Source organism: Saccharothrix saharensis (assembly GCF_006716745.1).
Classification (GTDB): domain Bacteria; phylum Actinomycetota; class Actinomycetes; order Mycobacteriales; family Pseudonocardiaceae; genus Actinosynnema; species Actinosynnema saharense.
Genome location: NZ_VFPP01000001.1, coordinates 4,522,964 through 4,543,111 on the forward strand (window position 1 = coordinate 4,522,964; position 20,148 = coordinate 4,543,111).

Genomic DNA, 20,148 nt, shown 5'->3' on the forward strand with positions numbered 1-20,148 from the left:
GCCGGTGTGGCAGGCGGGTCGTCAGCCGTCGTCGGTGCGGCAGGGGATCGGTGAGGTGAGGGATCGGTCGTGGGACACGGGTGGGCTAGGAGGTGTTCAGGGCTGCCAGGACGGTTCGGGCGGCTCTGGCCAGTGGGCCGCGGGACGGTTTGGGGAACTGGCCGTTGTCCAGGGCCCTGGCCAGGCGGGGTTCCGGGCGCATGGTGGCCAGCAGGGGGATGTTGACCGCTTCCACCACCTGGGCGGTGGTCAGGCCGCCCGGTGCCGGACCCCGGACGACGGCCTTCAGCCGCACGCCCCGTTCGGCGGTCCGGTCGACCAACGTCTTGGCCGCCATGCACGCCTTCACGTCCGCCGGCACCACCAGCACCGCCAGGTCGGCCCGGTCGAGGGCCGCGCAGCCGGCGGTGGTCAGGTGGCGCGGCACGTCGCACACCACGGTGCCGCCGGCGCGCCTGCCCGCCTCGACCACGGCCGCCACGGCATCCGGCTCCGGGCCCGGACCCGTCCGGCCGCAGGACAGCACGGTCAGGCTGCCCCGGTTCCCCGCACGGCCCGGTAACGCCGAGCGCAGCGCCGAAGCCGGCACCCGGCCGCCCTTCAGCTGCACCGTGGACCACCGCAGGCCCTCCTGCCGCTCGGCGCCCAACGTCAGGTCGAGACCGCCGCCCCACGGGTCGCAGTCGACGAGCAGGCCGTCGCCCCCTGCCGCCAGCACGGCCTGCCCGACCGCCACCGCCAGCACGGACGCCCCGGCACCGCCACGCGCACCCAGGATCGCCAGCACCCGCCCCTCGCCGTCCGGCCGCTCCTCCGACGCGTCCGCCAGCACGGCCCGCAGCCGCTCCTGCTCGGCGGGCAGCTCCAGCACCTGCTCCGCGCCCAACGCCAACGCCCGCCGCCACACCTCGGGACCGGGTGGACCGGCCCCGACCACGTGGACACCCGGTCTGCGCGGGAACCCGGCGCACGCGACGACCGCCTCGAAGTCCAGCACCAGCGCCGCCGCGCCGTGCCAACGCCCGCGCAACGCCGTCGCGTCGACCACGCGCTCCAGCTCGCAGCCCGCGACCGCCGCCGCGTGCAGCACCTCGTCCACCAGCCCCGTGTCCGTCACCAGCGCCACCGGTCGCTTCACGACACCCTCCCGTTCCCGTTGTGGATCTGCGGGTTCCACGGTGGCGGGCGGTGAGGAACGACACAACGACACATGATCAACATGTGGACAACCGGACGGGCTGTGGACAACTCGGAGCGCCGCGGCCCCGGAGAACGGCAGCCGCCACCCGCGACGGGCGAAAGATCAGGGGACGATGCAAGAAGAGGTGCAAGTGCGCGGAGGTCCAGCGCGACCGGTCCGGGAACCGACCCCGGACATGGGACGACCCCCGCCAGGGGGGAGGGACGGGGGTCGTCATTGGTTCAGTCCCGGGGGGTCGGACTGAACCCGTCCGGTCGAGCCGGACCCGTCTACTGTATCCCCACGGGACAGTGTCTTGCGTGTCTTCCGTTAGAGGGAGACCAAATTTCGATGGACCGCACACCTACTTCGTAAAGTGGCGAACCAGTATCGGCGGCTCTCCGGCCCCACCCCGCATAAGCTTGACCGGTGACCGAGCACGCCACCGAAGGCCAGCGGGTCGCCGCGTTCTTCGACCTGGACAAGACCGTCATCGCCAAGTCGAGCACGCTGGCGTTCAGCCGCCCCTTCTTCCAAGAAGGCCTGATCAACCGGCGTGCGGTGCTCAAAAGCGCCTATGCGCAGTTCGTCTTCATGCTGGCCGGCGCGGACGCCGACCAGATGGACCGGATGCGCTCGCACATCACCGCGCTCTGCAACGGCTGGGACGTCGAACAGGTCCGCTCGATCGTCGAGGAGACCCTGCACGACATCGTCGACCCCCTCGTCTACAAGGAGGCCACCCAGCTCATCACCGACCACAAGGGCGAGGGCCACGACGTCGTGGTCGTGTCCGCTTCGGGCGAGGAACTGGTCGCCCCCATCTCCACCATGGTCGGCGCCACGCACAGCGTCGGCACCCGGATGGTCGTCGCACAGGGCCGCTACTCCGGCGAGGTCGACTTCTACTGCGCCGGCGAGAACAAGGCGATCGCCGTCAAGCAGCTCGCCGAGCAGCACGACTACGACCTCAGCCGCTGCTACGCCTACTCCGACTCGATCAGCGACCTGCCGCTGCTGGAGGCCGTCGGCCACCCCACGGCGGTGAACCCGGACCGCGCCCTGCGCCGGGTCGCGATCCAGCGCGGCTGGCCGGTGCTGACGTTCTCCGACCCCGTGTCGCTGCGCGCCCGCATCCCCCGCCCGTCGGGCACCGCGGTCGCCGTGACCGCGATCGGGTTGGGCGCGGCGACGGCCGCCGGCGTGGCCTGGTACGGCCTGCGCAGGCGTCGCCGGAGCTGATTCACCCCGGCGTGCCCCGGTCAGCGGTACCGACCGCCGCGACCGGCGCGGAATCACTGTCACAGAACGCTTTGCACTACGGACGGTCGCTTGACCGGTGCACCCCATCGAGCCCTTGCTGTGACGCCGGACACGCACTACAAAGGAAGTGCGGACCTCGGGTCGGCCAGGGACGAAGCGGAAGAGAAGCGGCGTCCACCCCGACGGAGCTCCGTGCGCGGACTTCGAGACACCCACGCGCAGCACGCCGCGGGAGGCTTGTCGTCTAGGGCCTGCGTACCGGGACGCCGGACGCCGAGGCCAGGTCGGTACGACACGAGTTGCACGCTTGGTAACTCAGAAGCCCGCGCTGACGACGGTGGGGCCCCTCGACCGAGGGGCCCCACCGTCTTTGTGCGCCACTGCTTCCTGCCCCGAAAGCGCGACTCCCCGAACAAATGCCCGAACGGGTGACTCGCCAAACCCCTGGTTCTGTCGGTGCCCCTCCGCACAATGACCACACAGCGCAACCCGTTGACCCACCTCTGTGACGTGGGTAACTTGCCAAACGCACCACGTTGTGGTGGAAGATTCCCAGAGGGGAGGCCGCAGTGCTCCGTCCGCTCGTCGCCGTCGCCGTGGCCGCGGCTTCCGCAGTGACCGTCCCGGCCGCGCACGCCTCCCCGGACCAGGCGCAGCACGTCGCCGCCCTGGTCCGCGGCATGTCGCTGGAGCAGAAGGTCGGCCAGCTGTTCGTCACCTACCTGCACGGCCAGGCGCCGGACGAGGCGCACCCCGGCAACCTCCGCGACTTCGGCGTGGCGACCCCGGCCGAGGTGGTGGCCAGGTTCCAGCCCGGCGGTGTCGTCTACTTCAACAACTCGAGCTACGACAACGTCGACACCCCGCGCCAGATCGCCACCCTCTCCAACGGCCTGCAACGGGCCAGTCGCGTCCCCCTGGCCATCGCCACGGACCAGGAGATGGGCATCGTCACCCGCATCGGCGCGCCCGCCACCCAGTTCCCCGGCAACATGGCCCTCGGCGCGGGCCGCAGCGCGGAGGACGCCGAGCAGGCCGCCCGCATCACCGCCGCCGAGCTGCGCGCCATGGGCATCACGCAGAACTTCGCGCCGGACGCGGACGTCAACTCCAACCCGGCCAACCCCGTCATCGGCGTGCGCTCCTACTCCGGCGACCCGGCGCTGGCGGCCGAGCTGACCGCCGCCCAGGTGCGCGGCTACCAGGGCCGCTTCCTGGCCAAGCACACCGTGAGCGCGACCGCCAAGCACTTCCCCGGCCACGGCGACACCGACCAGGACAGCCACACCACGCTGCCGAAGGTCGACCGCACCGAGGCCGAGTGGGCGGAGGTGGACGCGCCGCCGTTCCGCGCGGCCATCGCCGCGGGCATCGACTCGATCATGACCGCGCACATCCAAATGCCGAAGATCGACCCCTCGGGCGAGCCGGCGACGCTGTCCAAGCCGTCGATCGACCTGCTGCGGAAGAACCTGGGCTACGACGGCGTGGTCATCACCGACTCGCTGGCCATGGCGGGCGTGCGGCAGTTGCACAGCGACGCCGAGATCCCGGTGCTGGCCCTGAAGGCGGGCGTGGACCAGCTGCTCATGCCGGTGGACCTGGAGCTGGCCGTGAACAGCGTCCTCGCGGCGGTGCGCAGCGGCGAGCTGAGCGAGCAGCGCATCGACCGCAGCGTGCTGCGGATCCTGCGGATGAAGTTCCTGCGCGGCATGCTCACCGGCCCGCTCGTGGACGTGGCGAAGGTCGACTCGGCGGTCGGCCCGGCCGAGCACCTCGCCGCCGCCCGGCGGATCACCGACCGCACCATCACCGCCGTGCGCAACGACGCGGGCGTCCTGCCGCTGGCCACCAAGCCCACCGCCGCCCTGGTCACGGGCTGGGGCGAGACGACGACCCGCACGCTGGCGGGCTTCCTCGGCGGCACGGCCCTGCCCACCGGCACCGCGCCGACGCAGGCCCAGGTCACCACCGCGGTGCGAGCCGCGGCCAACGCGGACGTGGTCGTCGTGCTCACCAACGCGCTGTCGCGCCAACCGGCGCAGCAGACCCTCCTGACCAGCCTCCTGGCCACCGGCAAGCCGGTCGTCGCGGTCGCCGTGCAGAACCCGTACGACGTGGCGCACACGACCGCGCCGACGTGGCTGGCGACCTACTCCTACGGCGCGGTGTCGATGGAGGCGCTGACCCGGGTGATCACCGGCGAGGTCACGCCGGTCGGCAAGCTGCCCGTCGAGGTGCCCGGCCCGACGCCCTACCCGTTCGGCCACGGACTGGAGTGGTGACCGCCATGGACCGCAGGCACTTCCTCACCGCCGGCGCGCTCGCCGTGCCCGCGCTCACCGCGTTGGGCGCGGACGACGAGGACCGGCACCACCCGGACCGGCCGCAGGTCGTCAGGACCGGCGCGGAGCAGCTGGCCGAGGACGGCTGGCGGCGGTTCGCGGGCCACCGGATCGGTGTGGTCACCAACCCGACCGGCGTCCTGCGCGACCAGACCCACATCGTCGACTCGATGGTGGCCGCCGGCCTGCGGCCGCAGGCGGCGTTCGGCCCCGAGCACGGCTTCCGCGGCACGGCCCAGGCGGGCGGCTCGGAGGGCGACTACCTCGACCCGCGCACCGGCATCCCGGTCTACGACACCTACGGCGCGAGCGTCGCCAAGATCGCCTCGATGATCACCAAGTCGGGTGTCGACACGCTGGTGTTCGACATCGCCGACATCGGCGCGCGGTTCTACACCTACATCTGGACCATGTACGCGGTCATGCAGGCCGCCGCCGCGACGGGCGCCCGGTTCGTCGTGCTCGACCGGCCGAACCCGGTCGGCGGCACGGCCCGCGGCCCGCAGCTCGACCCGGCCTACGCGACGTTCGTCGGCCGCAAGCCGATCGCGCAGCAGCACGGCATGACGATCGGCGAGCTGGCGCGCCTGTTCGACGGCGAGTTCCTGCCCACCGACGGCGGCCGGGTCAGCAGCCTGGAAGTGGTGGAACTGAAGGGCTGGAAGCGCGACGAGCTGGACTCCGGCCTGCCCTGGGTGCCGCCGAGCCCGAACGTGCCGACGCAGGACACCGCGCTGGTCTACCCGGGCACGTGCCTGTTCGAAGGGCTGGTGTTCTCCGAGGGCCGCGGCACCACCCGCCCGTTCGAGACGATCGGCGCGCCCGGCCTGGACTGGCGGTGGGCCGAGGACCTGAACGCGCTGGACCTGCCCGGCGTCCGGTTCCGCGAGACCTACTTCACGCCCACGTTCAACAAGCACGCCAACAAGCTGTGCGGCGGGGTGACCCTGCACCTCACCGACCCGCACCGGTTCGACGCGCCGCGCACCGCGGTCGCGATGATCGTCACGGCGAGGACCCGCTACCCGGAGGTCTTCGCGTGGCGGCCGGACCTCTACATCGACAAGCTCAGCGGCTCGGACCGGCTGCGCCGCATGGTCGACGCGGGCGCGGGCACCGACGAGGTGGTCGGGGCGTGGGCCGACGAGCTGGCCGCGTTCGACCGCACCCGCCGGCCTTACCTGCGCTACCGGTAGAGGGAGACAGCGATGCGCATCCCCGCCCTGCTGATCGCGGCCACCATGGCCCTGACCGTCACCTCGCCGGCGCACGCGGACCGCCGCGACGCGCGCTTCGACCAGCCGCACGAAGGCTGGGCGAGCAGCGTGCTGCGACCGGGTACCCCGCAGCGCGTGGGACTCGACCCGGCGCCGCTGGACGCCGCACTGGCGCAGATCGAGCGGTACACCGTGCCCGACGCGACCGGCCACCCGCTCTACGCGGGCGCCGTCACGCTGTTCGCGCACGACGGCGTGGTGGTCACGCACCAGCCGACGGGCTGGGCGGTCCGCTACGCCGACGCCGCCGGCACCGAGCTGCCCGAGGCGCAGCGGGTGCCGATGGCCCAGGACACGATCTTCGACCTGGCTTCGATCTCGAAGCTGTTCACCTCGATCGTGGTGATGCGGCAGCACGAGCTGGGCCGCTTCGGCCTGGACGACCCGGTCGCGCGCCACCTGCCCGCGTTCGGCGTGAACGGCAAGGAGTCGATCACCGTCCGGCAGCTGCTGACCCACACGTCGGGCCTGGTCGCGTGGCTCCCGCTGTGGTCGCAGTACCCGGACGTCCCGTCCCGGCTCAAGGCCGTGATGGAGACGACGCCCCGCAGCGCGCCCGGCACCACCTACCTGTACTCGGACCTGAACCTGATCACGCTCGGCGTGCTGGCCGAGAAGTGGTCGGGCAAGAAGCTGGACGAGCTGGTCCGCGACGACATCACCGACCCGCTGGGCCTGGTGGACACCGGCTACAACCCGCCGGCGGCCAAGCTGGACCGCGTCGCGGCGACCGAGTACCAGGCGGGCCGGGGCATCATCCGCGGCAGCGTGCACGACGAGAACGCCTGGTCGCTGGGCGGCGTCGCGGGCCACGCGGGCGTGTTCTCCACCGCGCGGGAACTGGCCGTGCTCGGCCAGGCGATCCTCAACGGCGGCGGGTACGCGGGCGGCCGGATCCTGCGCGAGGAGACGGTCGAGCTGATGCTCACCGACTTCAACCAGGGCTTCCCGGGCAACTCGCACGGCCTGGGCTTCGAGCTGGACCAGCGCTGGTACATGGGCGCGCTGACCTCGCCCCGGGCCGCCGGGCACACCGGCTACACGGGCACCACGCTCGTGCTGGACCCGTTGTCGCGGTCGATCGCGATCCTGCTGACCAACCGCGTGCACCCGAGCCGGAACTGGGGCTCGATCAACCCGGCCCGGCGGGTGGCGGCCAACGGCCTGGCGCAGGCGCTGGCGGTGCGGCCCCGGCACGGCACGGCGTGGACCCCGGAGGCGGACGGCGGCACGCTGACCACGCGTGACCTGCCGCGACGCGGTGAGCGGCAGCAGCTGTCGTTCCGGGCGTTCGTGGACCTGGACCCGGGCGACCGGGTCGTGGTCGAGGCGACCGACGACGGGTCGACGTGGCGCGAGGTGCACGTGCTGGCCGGGTACGGGCAGCGGCGGTGGCAGAAGGTCGAGCTGGACCTGGCGTCGGCGACGAAGGTCCGCTGGCGGTACGCCCAGGGCACCGGCTACGGCGGTCGGGGCGTGTACGTGGACGCCGTACGCGTAATCGACGGGCGTGGTGTGGCACTCGACGCGGAACGCGAGCCGGCCGGCTTGCACCCCGAAGGGTGGCGGGCCGCGGACCGTTAGTGACATCCGAGCCGTCCGATCCCGCCAAGAGGTGTGTTTGGGTCACGGTTGGGGTGAGTTACCCCAACCCTGCGTTGACCATCGTTGGAGCGGTTAGTAAGTTTCCCACGTGTCCACCGAAAGTACCGCCGACTCCAGTCCCCTGGTCAAGATCCGCTCCCTCCTGCCGGGCCTGGCCCGCGCCGAGCAGCGGGTCGCCAAGGTCGTGCTGGACAACCCGGCGACCGTCGCCCACCGCAGCATCACCGAGGTCGCCGAGGCCGCCGGCACCAGCGAGACCACGGTGACCCGGTTCTGCAAGGCCATCGGCGTCGGCGGGTACCCGGAGCTGCGCATAGCGCTGGCCGCCGACACGGCCCGCACGTCCATGCGCACCGACCGGGACCTCGGCGGCGACATCGGCCCCGGCGACGACCTGCGCCAGGTGGTCGGCAAGGTGGCGTTCGCCGACGCGCGGGCGGTCGAGGAGACCGCCGAGCAGCTGAACGTGGAGACGCTCGAAGCGGTGGTCGAGGCGGTCGCCGGCGCGGGCCGGGTGGACGTCTACGGGTTCGGGGCGAGCGCGTTCGTGGCGTTCGACCTCCAGCAGAAGCTGCACCGGATCGGGCGGACCTGCTTCGCCTGGAACGACACGCACATCGCGCTCACGTCGGCCGCCGTGCTCACCGGCGCGGACGTGGCGGTCGGGATATCGCACACCGGCTCCACCTCCGAGACCGTCGAGGCGCTGCGGGTGGCCAAGGAGCACGGCGCGACCACGGTGGCGCTGACGAACTTCCCGCGATCCCCGATCAGCGAGGTCGCCGACCACGTGCTGACCACGGCGGCGCGCGAGACCACGTTCCGCTCGGGCGCGATGGCCAGCCGCATCGCCCAGCTCACCGTCATCGACTGCCTGTTCATCGGGGTCGCGCAACGGCACGTGGACAGCGCCAAGACCGCGCTGGAGGCGACGTACGACGCGGTGTCGGGCCACCGCCTCGGCGCCCGACCGGACGGCAGGCGGCGCCGGGAGTCCGGTAAATGACGCCGCCCCGGGACGGTGTCGCGGTCCGCGTGGACTCCCCCACCGAAGCCAGGAACCCGCGGACGCAGGACATCGACCGGCTCTCCACGCTGGACGTGCTGCGCCTGATCAACACCGAGGACCACCTGGTCCCCGACGCGGTGGCCGCGGTGCTGCCCGAGCTGGCCCGTGCCGCGGACCTCGCCGTGAGCGCGCTGCGCTCCGGCGGGCGCGTGCACTACGTCGGCGCGGGCACGTCGGGCCGGCTCGCCACGCTCGACGCCGCCGAGCTGGTGCCGACGTTCAACGCGCCGCCGGACTGGTTCCTCGCCCACCACGCCGGCGGCCGGGACGCCCTGGTCAACGCCGTGGAGGACGTGGAGGACCAGGCGTCCGACGGTGCCGCCGAGATCCGCGCGCACGCGGCCGCGGGCGACCTGGTCGTCGGCGTCACGGCGTCGGGCCGCACGCCGTTCGTGGTGGCCGCGTTGGAGGAAGCCCGCGCGCTGGGCGCGCGCACCGTGCTGGTGTCGAACAACCCGACCGCGCCCGCCCCGGTCGACGTGGACGTGCTGATCGCGGTCGACACCGGCCCGGAGGCGATCGCCGGGTCCACCCGGATGAAGGCGGGCACGTCGCAGAAGCTGGTGCTCACGTCGTTCTCGACCGCGGTGATGGTCCGGCTCGGCCGCACGTACTCGAACCTGATGGTGTCGATGCGCGCCACCAACGCCAAGCTGCGCGGCCGCACGGTGCGCATCCTGCGCGAGGCGACCGGCCTGGGCGAGCAGGAGTGCACGACGGCGCTGGCCGACTCGGGCGGCGACCTGAAGGTCGCGCTGGTGCACCTGCTGTCCGGCGCACCCGCCGCGCTCGCCGCGGAGGCCTTGGAACGCACCGAGGGGCACGTCCGCATGGCGCTCAGCCAGCTTGCACCGGGCGCCACGGGATAGGCGTCGAGAGCACCATCGCGCTGGACGTCTCGCCGTAGCCGCCCAGCCGCACCAGCAACCGCTCCAACTCGCTGATCGACGTGGTCACGACCTTGACCACCGAGCAGATGTCACCGGTCAGCCGCACCACCTCCACCACCTCGGGGCAGTCGTCGAGCAGCTCCGGGTGCACCGTGATGCACCGCGGGCCGTAGCACTTCATCCGCACCAGGGCGATCACCGGACGTCCCACCGCCGTCGGGTCCACCGTGGCGCGGTAGCCCGTGATGACGCCCGCGTTCTCCAGCCTGCGCACGCGTTGCGCGACGGTCGGCGGCGACACGTGCACACGTCGTGCCAGCTCGTTGTACGACAGCCGCGCGTCCTCCTGGAGGGCCTCCAGCAAGGCCCAGTCCACGCTGTCCAGCTCGATGCTCACGAACCCAAAGCTACTCCGGTCGACGCCTTTCGATCGTGAGAACTTCGCCGCCGATCAGCACCCGCTGCCCATTCAACTACGCCGAACGCGCGGTCATCATGGAAACATGACTTGCCCGGTCTCATCACCCAAACTCGACTTCGGCGGCACGACGCCCTACGAGGACTACGTGCACGCCTCCGTGCTGCACTCGCTGCAGCAGCAGTGGTCCAAGGACCCGCGTGAGATGTCGTTCCTGGTGATCACGCAGGTCATGGAGCTGTACTTCGGTCTGCTGTGCTTCGAGTGGCGGCAGGCCAAGGCCGAGCTGCGCGCCGACGACCTGCGTGCCGCGGTCCGCACCCTGCGCCGCAGCGACCTGCACATGCAGGCGCTCAACGCGGCGTGGCGACCGATCGCCCGGATGACGCCCGCCGAGTTCAACTCGTTCCGCGACGCCCTCGGCGAGGGCTCCGGCTTCCAGTCCGGCCGGTACCGCGAGGTGGAGTTCCTGCTCGGCGAGAAGTCGCGGTCGATGCTCGTGCCGCACCGCGCCGTGCCGGAGCAGCACGACGCGCTGGAGCGGTTGCTGAACGAGCCGAGCCTGTACGACGACGTGCTCGCCGCGCTGCACCGCCAGGGCCTGCCGATCCCGGCGGAGGTGCTCGACCGCGACGTCAGCGGGCCGTACGAGCCGAACGCCGAGGTGGAGGCCGTGTGGGCGGACATCTACCGCGGCGGGTCGCGTGACCTGCTGGAACTGGGCGAGGCGTTGACCGACATCGCCGAGGAGTTCGCCCGCTGGCGCTACGACCACCTGCTGGCCACCCGCCGTTCGATGGGCGCGAAAACCGGAACCGGTGGCTCCGCGGGGGTTGCGTGGTTGGAGAAGCGCACGCAACGCTCCGTCTTCCCCGAACTGTGGACGGCCAGGAGCTACGTATGAACGACCGGTTGGCGCACATCCGCGACCTGTTCGACCTCGACGACGACGTGGTGTACCTGGACGGGAACTCCCTGGGCGCACCGCCGAAGGCCGTCGCCGAACGCGTGCGGCACGTCGTGCGGGAGCAGTGGGGCCGACGGCTCATCCGCAGCTGGTCGGAGGGCTGGTGGGAGGCGCCGGAACGGGTCGGCAACCGGATCGGCCGGCTGATCGGGGCGAAGCCCGGGCAGGTCGTGGTCGGGGACTCGACCAGCGTGAACCTGTTCAAGGCGTTGATGGCGGCGGTGCGCAACACCGACCGCATGGAGATCGTCGTGGACGAGGGGACGTTCCCGACCGACGGGTACATCGCCCGGTCGGTGGCGGAGCTGACGGGCCTGGCGCTGCGGCCCGCGCCGCCGGAGGAGCTGGACCTGCGGGACACGACGGCGGTCGTGCTGCTCAACCACGTCGACTACCGCACCGGCCGGCTGCTGGACATGGCGAAGCTGACCGAGCAGGCGCACGCGGTGGGCGCGAAGGTCGTCTGGGACCTGTGCCACAGCGCGGGCGTGCTGCCGATCGAGCTGGACGCGGTGAACGTCGACCTGGCCGTAGGGTGCACGTACAAGTTCCTCAACGGGGGGCCGGGGTCGCCCGCGTTCCTCTACGTGCCGAAGCACGCGCAGGCGACGTTCGACCAGCCGTTGACGGGGTGGACGGGCCACGAGGTGCCGTTCGCGATGTCGCCGGAGTACACGCCGGACCCGGGCGTCTCCCGGGCGCGGGTGGGCACGCCGGACATCATCTCGATGCTCGCGCTGGACGCCGCCCTGGACGTCTGGGACCAGGTGGACCTCGCCGACGTGCGGGCGAAGGGCCTGGCCCTGACCGCCCACTTCCGGTCGCTGGTCGAGGACCTGCCGGGCGTCGAGGTCATCACCCCGGCCGACGAGTGGCGCGGCCACCAGGTCACCCTCCGCCACCCGGAGGCGTCGCGGATCATGGACGAGCTGATCGAGCGCAACGTCATCGGCGACCACCGCCCACCGGACCTGCTGCGCTTCGGCTTCGCCCCGCTCTACAACACCTTCACCGACGCCGACCGCGCCGCCACGACCCTGAAAGAACTCCTCTGACCCGCGTGTCGAACCCCCGGGTCCCGCGTGTCGAACGCTCAAGACCCGAGAGTCGAACCTCCAGGACCCCCGAGTTCAACACTCAGGACGGCCCTCGCCGTTCCGAACGTTGAATTCGGGGGTCCTGAACGTAGGACACGGTGGACTCGAAGGTTCGACACTCGGGACCTGGGCGTTCGACTCACGCGCGGGGGTCAGGAAGCGGCGGCGTCGGCGATGCTCCGCGCTTCGCGGGAGCCGGCTTCGAGGGCTTCGCAGCAGAACAGCAGCCAGCGGGTGATGCCCTCGGGGTCGCCGGTGGAGAAGCCGTGCAGGGCGGCGGCGTAGTCGTTCTGGCGGCGCAGGCAGAAGACCTCCGGCACGCCCAGCGACTTGGGGTCCAGGCCGGTGGCGATGGACGCCAGCCGGGACGCCGCACGCGCCACCACGCCGTTGGCCGTGTCGAACGGGGCCAGCGACATCAGCTCGCCGTGCACCACCGCCACCAGCAGCGGACCCGGCGCGGACGTGCCGCCCGTGACGAGCTGCGCCAGCAGGTCCAACCGCGACGACACGCCCGGAGCGGACCGGGGCCGGCCCAGCTCGCCGCCCAGGTCCGCGCCCGCCAGCACGTGCAAGCGCGCCAACGCCTGCAACGGCGCCCGCTGCCACGTCGGGAACACCACGCCCAACGACTCGGCCACCCGCAGCGCGCCCGCCAGCACCGGGTCGCTGACGGTCCCGTCCGTCGGGATGGCGGTCGGCCCGCCGTCCAACGCCGCCGACGCACGGGCGGCGCGCACGGACGCCTCGGCCGCGGTGGTCGCCCAGCCGCGCAGGTTCACCCGGTGCCGGTGCACCTGGAACACGGCGTCACGCGCCGCGGCGACGGCGTCGGCCACACCGGGCAGGTCCAGCAGCGGGGCAAGCGGATCGGTCACGCCGCAGCACACTACCCGCCGGTAAGTGGTCATCTGAAATGGATCGAAAATGGCTATGCAAAGTAGCCACTCACCGATTTATCGTCGAAGCATGAACTGGTACGACCGCCCCGTGCTCACCGGCGACCACGTCCGCCTCGAACCGCTGTCCCCCGACCACGCCGAGGGCCTGCACGAGGCGGGCAAGGACCCGGAGGTGTGGCGGTGGCTGAGCTCCCACCAGCCGGCCACGGTGGACGAGACCCGCGCGTACATCGAGCGCAGCCTGGCCGACCCCACGCGGCTGGCCTGGGCGCAGATCGACCCGCGGACCAACGAGGTCGCCGGCACCACGTCGTACTACGAGATCGACCCGGCGAACCGGGGCCTCTACATCGGCCACACCTGGATCGGCACGCGCTGGCAGCGCACCGCCCTCAACACCAACGCCAAGTACCTGCTCCTGCACCGCGCGTTCGAGGACCTCGGGGCGCTGCGCGTCGGCTGGCACACCGACCTGCGCAACGAGCGCTCGCAGCAGGCGATCGAACGGCTGGGCGCGACCCGCGAGGGCGTGCTTCGGGTGCACCGCATCCGACCGGACGGCACGCTGCGCGACACGGTGGTGTACTCGATGACCGCGGACGAGTGGCCGGACCTGAAGGCCAAGCTCACGACGTGACGCGAGTCACCCCGCGTGCCGCTGGTCGCAGCCTAGGTGTCGTTCGGCTCAATCGCGGTGGTCACGGGGCTCGGACCGGGTTACACAGTTACCCACGCGTTTCGAACTCGGCCGAAATTGGTCTGAACCTTTTGGGTGCGCAGTGAGCTGAATCGCACTACGGTCAGTGCGCACCCCCACGGATTCAGGAGGTCCGCCCACCATGACAGAGCCGCAAGCCGCCCTGGACAACCTGTTGACGGAGAACAGGACGTTCCCGCCCAGCGAGGAGTTCGCCGCGCAGGCCAACGCCACCGCCGCGCTGTACGAGGAGGCGGACGCCGACCGCGAGGCGTTCTGGGCGGCGCAGGCCGAGCGGCTGTCCTGGGACACCAAGTGGGACCGGGTCCTCGACTGGTCGAACGCCCCGTTCGCGAAGTGGTTCGTCGGCGGCAAGCTCAACGTCGCCTACAACTGCGTCGACCGGCACGTCGAGTCCGGCCACGGCGACCAGGTCGCGATCCACTGGGAGGGCGAGCCCGGCGACAGCCGCGCCATCACCTACGCCGACCTGCAGCGCGAGGTCTCCAAGGCCGCGAACGCGCTGATCGAGCTGGGTGTCGGCGCGGAGGACCGGGTCGCCATCTACATGCCGATGGTCCCCGAGGCCATCTTCGCCATGCTCGCCTGCGCGCGGCTCGGCGCGATGCACAGCGTGGTGTTCGGCGGCTTCTCCGCCGAGGCCCTGCGCACCCGCATCGAGGACTCGCGGGCCAAGCTCGTGATCACCACCGACGGCCAGTACCGGCGCGGCAACCCGGCGGCGCTCAAGCCCGCCGTGGACGAGGCCGTCGCCAACGCCGGGAGCGTCGAGCACGTGCTGGTGGTCAAGCGGACGAACACCGACGTCGAGTGGACCGAGGGCCGCGACGTCTGGTGGCACGACGTGGTGGACCGCCAGTCCGACCGGCACACGCCGGAGGCGTTCGACTCCGAGCACCCGCTGTTCATCCTCTACACGTCGGGCACCACGGGCCGCCCCAAGGGCATCCTGCACACGTCCGGCGGCTACCTGACCCAGGCGTCGTACACGCACCACAACGTGTTCGACCTCAAGCCGGACACCGACGTGTACTGGTGCACCGCCGACATCGGCTGGGTGACCGGGCACAGCTACATCGTGTACGGCCCGCTGTCCAACCGGGTCACGCAGGTCGTCTACGAGGGCACGCCCAACACCCCGCACGAGGGCCGGCACTGGGAGATCGTGCAGAAGTACGGCGTGTCGATCTACTACACCGCGCCGACGCTGATCCGCACGTTCATGAAGTGGGGCGCCGACATCCCCGCGAAGTACGACCTGTCCAGCCTGCGCGTGCTGGGCAGCGTCGGCGAGCCCATCAACCCGGAGGCGTGGATCTGGTACCGGGAGACCATCGGCGCGGGCAAGACGCCCGTCGTGGACACCTGGTGGCAGACCGAGACCGGCGCGATCATGATCTCGCCGCTGCCCGGCGCGACGTCCACCAAGCCCGGTTCGGCGCAGCGCCCGCTGCCCGGCATCGGCGCGAAGGTCGTGGACGACCAGGGCAACGAGGTGCCGCACGGTGGCGGCGGCTACCTGGTGCTCGACCAGCCGTGGCCGGGCATGCTGCGCGGCATCTGGGGCGACGACGAGCGCTACCGCGACACGTACTGGTCGCGGTTCGCCGAGCAGGGCTACTACTTCGCCGGTGACGGCGCGAAGTACGACGCCGACGGCGACATCTGGCTGCTGGGCCGGGTGGACGACGTGATGAACGTGTCCGGGCACCGCATCTCCACCACCGAGGTCGAGTCCGCGCTGGTCTCGCACCCGACGGTGGCCGAGGCTGCGGTGGTCGGCGCGACCGACCCGACCACGGGCCAGGGCATCGTGGCGTTCGTGATCCTGCGCGGCGGCGTGGCCGAGGGCTCGGACGGCGCGGAGGCGATCAAGGCGCTGCGCGACCACGTGGCCAAGGAGATCGGCCCGATCGCGAAGCCGCGGCAGATCATGGTCGTGCCGGAGCTGCCGAAGACCCGCTCGGGCAAGATCATGCGCCGCCTGCTGCGCGACGTGGCGGAGAACCGGCAGGTCGGCGACGTGACCACGCTCGCGGACTCGTCGGTGATGGACCTCATCTCCAACGGCCTGAAGTCGGGCGCGTCCGAAGACTGAGATTCCCACCCGGAGGGGCTCGCCGTTCGTCGGCGGGCCCTTCCGTGGGTTAGGGTCGTTCCCGGTGAGCCGGGAAGCCTGGTCGGCACGAGGATGAGTCGTTGCCGAACCACCGGAGTGGATCTTGATCAGCAAGCGTGGCGCCGCCGTCGAGTTCGCGCGTTACCTGCGCACCGAGACCGTCGGCGGGATGATCCTCCTGGCCGCCACCGCCGTCGCGCTGGTGTGGGCCAACTCGCCGTTCTCCGGTGCCTACACCGCCGTGCGGGACTTCCACCTCGGCCCGGAGTCGTTGCACCTGAGCCTGAGCGTCGGCGACTGGGCCAAGGACGGGCTGCTCGCGATCTTCTTCTTCGTCGCCGGTCTGGAGCTCAAGCGCGAGCTGGTCGTCGGTGAGCTGAACGACTTCAAGGCGGCGATCCTGCCGGTGGTGGCCGCGGTCGGCGGCATGGTCGTGCCCGCGGCGATCGCGCTGGGCGTCGGCTGGGGCGAGCCGGGGGTCGAGCGGGCGTGGGCGATCCCGGTGGCCACGGACATCGCGTTCGCGCTGGGCGTGCTGGCGGTCACCGCGTCGGGGCTGCCGAACAGCCTGCGGCTGTTCCTGCTGAGCCTGGCCGTGGTGGACGACCTGGGCGCGATCGTGCTGATCGCGGTGCTGTTCACCGCGTCGTTCGACCTGGTCGCGGCGGCGGCGGCCGTCGCGCTGCTGGCGCTGTACGCGTTCCTCCAGCACAAGCGGGTGACCACGCCGTGGTTGTACGTGCCGATCGCGGTGGGCACGTGGGTCGCCGTGCACGCGGCGGGCGTGCACGCCACGATCGCGGGCGTGGCGCTGGCGCTGCTGACCCGGGTGCGCAAGGACCGCTACGAGCACGAAGCGCCGGCGCTGCGGCTCGAACACCGGTTGCAGCCGTGGTCGGCGGCCGTGGCGGTGCCGGTGTTCGCGTTGTTCGCGGCCGGCGTGCCGGTGAACGGCGAGGCGCTGGGTTCGCTGTTCACCGACCGGTTGGCGCTGGGCGTGATGCTGGGCCTGGTGGTGGGCAAGGTGGTCGGGATCGTGGGCGCGTCGGCGTTGGCGGTGCTGTTCAAGGCCGCGCGGTGGCCCAGCGGCGCGGGGCCGCGGGACATCGTCGCGGTGGCCATGCTGGGCGGCGTCGGGTTCACCGTGAGCCTGCTGATCGCCGACCTCGCGCTGGAGGGAGCGGCCGCCGAGCAGGCCAAGGCGGCGGTGCTGCTGGCCTCGCTGGCGGCGTCGTCGCTCGCCGCGGTCCTGTTGGTCCGGCGCAGTCGGGCGCACCGACTCGGCGACGAAGACGAGTGAACCGGAGCGGATCAGCCGGTCGAGCGGCCCCGGTGCGGCGTGCATGGCACGATGAGCCGGTGACCAGCGCTCGGGAGAACACCAACGGCAGCGGACTGCCACCTGTTCCGTCGATCCCGTTGACCGCGGAGAGCGCGGCGAAGATCGCGGAGGAAACGTCCATCGGCGGCCTGGTGCGCGACGCCACGGCCCACCTGTCCACGTTGGTCAGGGCGGAGGTCGAGCTCGCCAAGTCGGAGGTCGCGGGCGAGGTCAAGAAGGGGCTCAAGGGCAGCGTCTACTTCATCGTCGCGCTGACGGTGCTGCTGTTCAGCTCGTTCTTCTTTTTCTTCTTCGGCGCCGAGCTGCTCGACGTGTGGCTGCCCCGCTGGTCGGCGTTCCTCATCGTGTTCGGGCTGATGCTCCTGACCGCGGTGCTGTTCGCGCTGCTGGGCTACCGGAAGGTGAAGAAGCTGCGCGCGCCGCAGCGGACCATCGACTCGGCCAGGGACACCGTCGCGGCACTCCGACACCGCGGCGAAGGACACTGAGCCGCGCCGTGCGGCTGCCACCGGACCCGTCGACCGCCCGGGTGCCCGGCCCGTGGGCGCACCGCGACGTGTCCGCGAACGGCATCCGCCTGCACGTCGCCGAACTCGGCGAGGGCCCGCTCGTGCTGCTGCTGCACGGTTTCCCGGAGTTCTGGTGGACGTGGCGGCACCAGCTCGTCACGATCGCCGAGGCGGGCTACCGGGCCGTGGCCGTGGACCTGCGCGGCTACGGCGACTCGGACAAGCCGCCGCGCGGCTACGACGGCTTCACGCTCGCGGGTGACGTCGCGGGGCTGGTCAAGGCCCTGGGCGAACCGCGGGCGCACCTCGTCGGCCACGCGTGGGGCGGCATGCTGGCGTGGACGGTCGCCGCCATGCACTCGCGCCTGGTCTACTCGGTGACGGCGGTCGCCGCGCCGCACCCGCTGGCGCTGCGCCGCGCGATCCGCCGCCACCCGCGCCACCAGGGCCGGGCCAGCGCGCACCTGTTCCGCTCCCAGCTCCCGGTCTACCCGGAGCGGTGGCTGACCCGCGACCGGGGCGCGGCCGTCGCCGGGATGCTGCACGCGTGGGGCGGTCCGAAGTGGAGGGTGTCGCCGGAGTTCGACGAGGTGGTGCGCCGCAACCGGGAGGCGTTCCTGGTGCCCGGCGTCGCGCACAGCTCGATGGAGTACCACCGCTGGGCCGTGCGGTCGCAACTGCGCGGTGACGGCCGCCGCTTCGCCGAAGCCGTGGACCGCACGCTCGACGTCCCGGTCCTGCAACTGCACGGCGCGCTCGACCCGGTCGTGCTGGAGTCGACCGCGGCGGACTCGACGATGTGGACCGGGGCCCGCTCGGCCTACCGCGTGCTGCCGGAACTGGGCCACTTCCCGCACCAGGAGGCCCCGAACACGACGAGCCGGCTGATCACCGACTTCCTGGCCAAGGTCTGACCACGCCGGTTGCGGCGGCGCCGCAGGGTATCCCTGTTCGGGGCAGGCTCGGCCCGGCGATCGGCGCGACCATGGTCGGGTGACCAGGACAGCGGCGAACGACCTCGGGGGATTCCTGCGCAGCCGGCGCGAGCGCCTGACGCCGGCCGCGGCGGGCATCGGGTCCGGCACCACCCGCCGGCGGGTACCCGGGCTGCGCAGGGAGGAACTGGCCGAGCTCGCCGGCGTCAGCGTCGGCTACTACACGCGGCTCGAACAGGGCGTCAGCGGCAGCGCTTCCGCCGCTGTCGTCGACGCGCTGGCCGCCGCGTTGCGACTCGACCCGGCCGAGCACGAGCACCTGCGGCTCCTCGCCGCGCCACGGCGACCGACCCGTCCCCGGGCCCGCCGCGGCGAGCTGAGGCCGTCGGTCCGCGACCTGCTCGCCGCCCTCCCCGCGACGCCCGCGATCGTGATCGACCACCGCGCCGACGTCCTCGCCTGGAACCGCCTCGGTCACGCCCTCCTGGCCTCTCACGTCGACTTCCACGGCCCGGACGCGCGGACCCGGCCGAACATCGCCCGGATGCTGTTCCTCGACCCGCACCACCGCGCGCTGTACCGCGACTGGCCGGCCAAGGCCCAGGTCACCGTCGCCGCGCTGCACCACGCGGTCGCGCGGCACCCGGCCGATCCCCTGCTGGCGCAGGTCGTGGGCCGACTCGCCGTCGACAGCCCGGAGTTCGCGCGGATGTGGGCGCGGCGTCCGGTCCGGACCTGCTCGTACTACGTGCGCGAGCTCGACCACCCCGTGGTCGGGCGGGTGACCCTGGCGAACGAGACGGTCACCCTGCCCGACGACGACCACCGGATCGGGCTGTTCTACGCGCGTCCCGGCACCCCTGACGCCGACGCGCTCACCTTGCTGGCACACGGGGAGAACGCGCGATGAGGATCATCGTCGTCGGTGGCGGCGGCACCATCGGACGACGGTTGGTGCCCGCACTGCGCTCACGGGGCCACGACGTCGTCGTGGCCGCACGCACCTCGGGCGACGTCCACGTCGACCTGACCTCACCGGCGACGGTCGAGGCCCTGTACCGGGAGGTCGGGCCGGTCGACGGCGTCGTGAGCGTCGCGGCCCACGGCGCGCTCGACGAGTTCGGCACGCTGACGTCGGACGCGCTGCGCGAGAACATGCGGGCCAAGTTCTTCGGGCAGGTCGACCTGGTCCTCACCGGTCAGCACCACTGCGCCGACGGCGCGTCGTTCACCCTGACGTCCGGCATCTTCGCCGACCGGCCGTGGCCGCACGTCACCGGCGGTGGCGTGATCAGCGGCGCCCTGCACAGCTTCACCCGGTCGGCGGCGGTCGAGCTGCCTCGCGGCATGCGGATCAACGTGGTGAGCCCCACCCTCGTCGGCGACTCCGTCGACGCCTTCGGCGAGCACTTCCCCGGCCTGCGCCCGGTGCCGATGGGCGAACTCGTGGACCACTACCTGCGCTGCGTCGAGGGCACGGGCACCGGGCAGGTCATCCGCGCGTACCGCTGA

18 protein-coding genes are annotated in these 20,148 nt (G+C 72.0%); 15 read left to right on the forward strand and 3 right to left on the reverse strand.

Annotated features, from left to right (window positions below; translation table 11 throughout):
• Positions 1 to 85: 85 nt before the first annotated feature.
• Complete coding sequence (ssd, locus tag FHX81_RS19735) at positions 86 to 1,138, reverse strand: septum site-determining protein Ssd (protein WP_141979567.1); 1,053 nt, start codon at positions 1,136 to 1,138, stop codon at positions 86 to 88.
• A 471-nt stretch (positions 1,139 to 1,609) separates the two neighbouring features.
• Between ssd and FHX81_RS19740 the strand changes: the two genes are divergently transcribed.
• The 6 genes from FHX81_RS19740 to murQ all read left to right on the forward strand — a co-directional run bounded on the left by FHX81_RS19740 (position 1,610) and on the right by murQ (position 9,608).
• The gene (locus tag FHX81_RS19740) at positions 1,610 to 2,422 is read left to right on the forward strand and encodes an HAD-IB family hydrolase (protein WP_141979568.1); all 813 of its coding nucleotides are present in this window, start codon (positions 1,610 to 1,612) and stop codon (positions 2,420 to 2,422) included.
• Between the two features lie 590 nt (positions 2,423 to 3,012).
• Positions 3,013 to 4,728, forward strand: coding sequence for a glycoside hydrolase family 3 protein (locus FHX81_RS19745; protein WP_141979569.1), 1,716 nt, complete (start codon positions 3,013 to 3,015; stop codon positions 4,726 to 4,728).
• Between the two features lie 5 nt (positions 4,729 to 4,733).
• Positions 4,734 to 5,984, forward strand: coding sequence for an exo-beta-N-acetylmuramidase NamZ family protein (locus FHX81_RS19750; RefSeq protein ID WP_141979570.1), 1,251 nt, complete (start codon positions 4,734 to 4,736; stop codon positions 5,982 to 5,984).
• A 12-nt stretch (positions 5,985 to 5,996) separates the two neighbouring features.
• The gene (locus tag FHX81_RS19755; protein WP_141979571.1) at positions 5,997 to 7,649 is read left to right on the forward strand and encodes a serine hydrolase domain-containing protein; all 1,653 of its coding nucleotides are present in this window, start codon (positions 5,997 to 5,999) and stop codon (positions 7,647 to 7,649) included.
• 109 nt (positions 7,650 to 7,758) lie between these two features.
• Positions 7,759 to 8,676: a MurR/RpiR family transcriptional regulator gene (locus FHX81_RS19760; protein ID WP_073886864.1), complete on the forward strand. Its 918-nt coding sequence runs from the start codon at positions 7,759 to 7,761 to the stop codon at positions 8,674 to 8,676.
• Positions 8,673 to 9,608: an N-acetylmuramic acid 6-phosphate etherase gene (gene murQ, locus FHX81_RS19765; protein WP_141979572.1), complete on the forward strand. Its 936-nt coding sequence runs from the start codon at positions 8,673 to 8,675 to the stop codon at positions 9,606 to 9,608. Before FHX81_RS19760 ends, murQ begins: the two co-directional genes overlap by 4 nt.
• On the opposite strand, the gene FHX81_RS19770 is transcribed toward murQ, so the two are convergent.
• Positions 9,577 to 10,026 (reverse strand): Lrp/AsnC family transcriptional regulator, encoded by a 450-nt coding sequence (locus tag FHX81_RS19770; RefSeq protein WP_211363518.1) that lies wholly within the window; start codon positions 10,024 to 10,026, stop codon positions 9,577 to 9,579. The two genes, murQ and FHX81_RS19770, sit on opposite strands and share 32 nt — an antisense overlap.
• A gap of 106 nt (positions 10,027 to 10,132) precedes the next feature.
• Between FHX81_RS19770 and FHX81_RS19775 the strand changes: the two genes are divergently transcribed.
• Positions 10,133 to 10,951 (forward strand): tryptophan 2,3-dioxygenase, encoded by an 819-nt coding sequence (locus FHX81_RS19775; protein WP_141979573.1) that lies wholly within the window; start codon positions 10,133 to 10,135, stop codon positions 10,949 to 10,951.
• Entirely contained in the window at positions 10,948 to 12,069 is a 1,122-nt protein-coding gene (gene kynU / locus FHX81_RS19780; protein ID WP_141979574.1) for a kynureninase, read from the forward strand. The genes FHX81_RS19775 and kynU overlap by 4 nt, the downstream gene beginning before the upstream one ends.
• A gap of 194 nt (positions 12,070 to 12,263) precedes the next feature.
• Here kynU and FHX81_RS19785 read toward each other — a convergent pair whose 3' ends face one another.
• Complete coding sequence (locus tag FHX81_RS19785; RefSeq protein WP_141979575.1) at positions 12,264 to 12,989, reverse strand: Fic family protein; 726 nt, start codon at positions 12,987 to 12,989, stop codon at positions 12,264 to 12,266.
• Between the two features lie 91 nt (positions 12,990 to 13,080).
• Here FHX81_RS19785 and FHX81_RS19790 point away from each other — a divergent pair, with 91 nt between their 5' ends.
• The 7 genes from FHX81_RS19790 (at position 13,081) to FHX81_RS19820 (ending at position 20,148) form a co-directional block, all read left to right on the forward strand.
• Positions 13,081 to 13,650 carry a GNAT family N-acetyltransferase gene (locus FHX81_RS19790; RefSeq protein ID WP_141979576.1) on the forward strand — a complete coding sequence of 190 codons (570 nt, stop codon included), beginning with the start codon at positions 13,081 to 13,083 and terminating at the stop codon, positions 13,648 to 13,650.
• Positions 13,651 to 13,852: 202 nt separating this feature from the next.
• Positions 13,853 to 15,829, forward strand: a complete 1,977-nt coding sequence (acs, locus tag FHX81_RS19795; RefSeq protein ID WP_141979577.1) for an acetate--CoA ligase — start codon at positions 13,853 to 13,855, stop codon at positions 15,827 to 15,829.
• A gap of 124 nt (positions 15,830 to 15,953) precedes the next feature.
• A complete protein-coding gene (gene nhaA, locus FHX81_RS19800) occupies positions 15,954 to 17,150 on the forward strand; it encodes a Na+/H+ antiporter NhaA (RefSeq protein WP_141979578.1) in 1,197 nt (398 codons plus the stop codon).
• 59 nt (positions 17,151 to 17,209) lie between these two features.
• The gene (locus FHX81_RS19805) at positions 17,210 to 17,680 is read left to right on the forward strand and encodes a phage holin family protein (protein WP_141979579.1); all 471 of its coding nucleotides are present in this window, start codon (positions 17,210 to 17,212) and stop codon (positions 17,678 to 17,680) included.
• An 8-nt stretch (positions 17,681 to 17,688) separates the two neighbouring features.
• Positions 17,689 to 18,615 (forward strand): alpha/beta fold hydrolase, encoded by a 927-nt coding sequence (locus FHX81_RS19810; protein ID WP_141979580.1) that lies wholly within the window; start codon positions 17,689 to 17,691, stop codon positions 18,613 to 18,615.
• Positions 18,616 to 18,694: 79 nt separating this feature from the next.
• Positions 18,695 to 19,546 carry a helix-turn-helix transcriptional regulator gene (locus FHX81_RS19815; RefSeq protein ID WP_141979581.1) on the forward strand — a complete coding sequence of 284 codons (852 nt, stop codon included), beginning with the start codon at positions 18,695 to 18,697 and terminating at the stop codon, positions 19,544 to 19,546.
• Complete coding sequence (locus FHX81_RS19820; protein WP_141979582.1) at positions 19,543 to 20,148, forward strand: short chain dehydrogenase; 606 nt, start codon at positions 19,543 to 19,545, stop codon at positions 20,146 to 20,148. Before FHX81_RS19815 ends, FHX81_RS19820 begins: the two co-directional genes overlap by 4 nt.

Excerpts from the sequence above, each read along its gene's own strand:
- FHX81_RS19755 (WP_141979571.1), top strand. The coding sequence starts at position 5,997 with ATGCGCATCCCCGCCCTGCTGATCGCGGCCACCATGGCCCTGACCGTC.
- FHX81_RS19750 (WP_141979570.1), top strand. The coding sequence starts at position 4,734 with ATGGACCGCAGGCACTTCCTCACCGCCGGCGCGCTCGCCGTGCCCGCG.
- murQ (WP_141979572.1), top strand. The coding sequence starts at position 8,673 with ATGACGCCGCCCCGGGACGGTGTCGCGGTCCGCGTGGACTCCCCCACC.
- FHX81_RS19820 (WP_141979582.1), top strand. The coding sequence starts at position 19,543 with ATGAGGATCATCGTCGTCGGTGGCGGCGGCACCATCGGACGACGGTTG.
- acs (WP_141979577.1), top strand. The coding sequence starts at position 13,853 with ATGACAGAGCCGCAAGCCGCCCTGGACAACCTGTTGACGGAGAACAGG.
- FHX81_RS19790 (WP_141979576.1), top strand. The coding sequence starts at position 13,081 with ATGAACTGGTACGACCGCCCCGTGCTCACCGGCGACCACGTCCGCCTC.
- kynU (WP_141979574.1), top strand. The coding sequence starts at position 10,948 with ATGAACGACCGGTTGGCGCACATCCGCGACCTGTTCGACCTCGACGAC.
- FHX81_RS19775 (WP_141979573.1), top strand. The coding sequence starts at position 10,133 with ATGACTTGCCCGGTCTCATCACCCAAACTCGACTTCGGCGGCACGACG.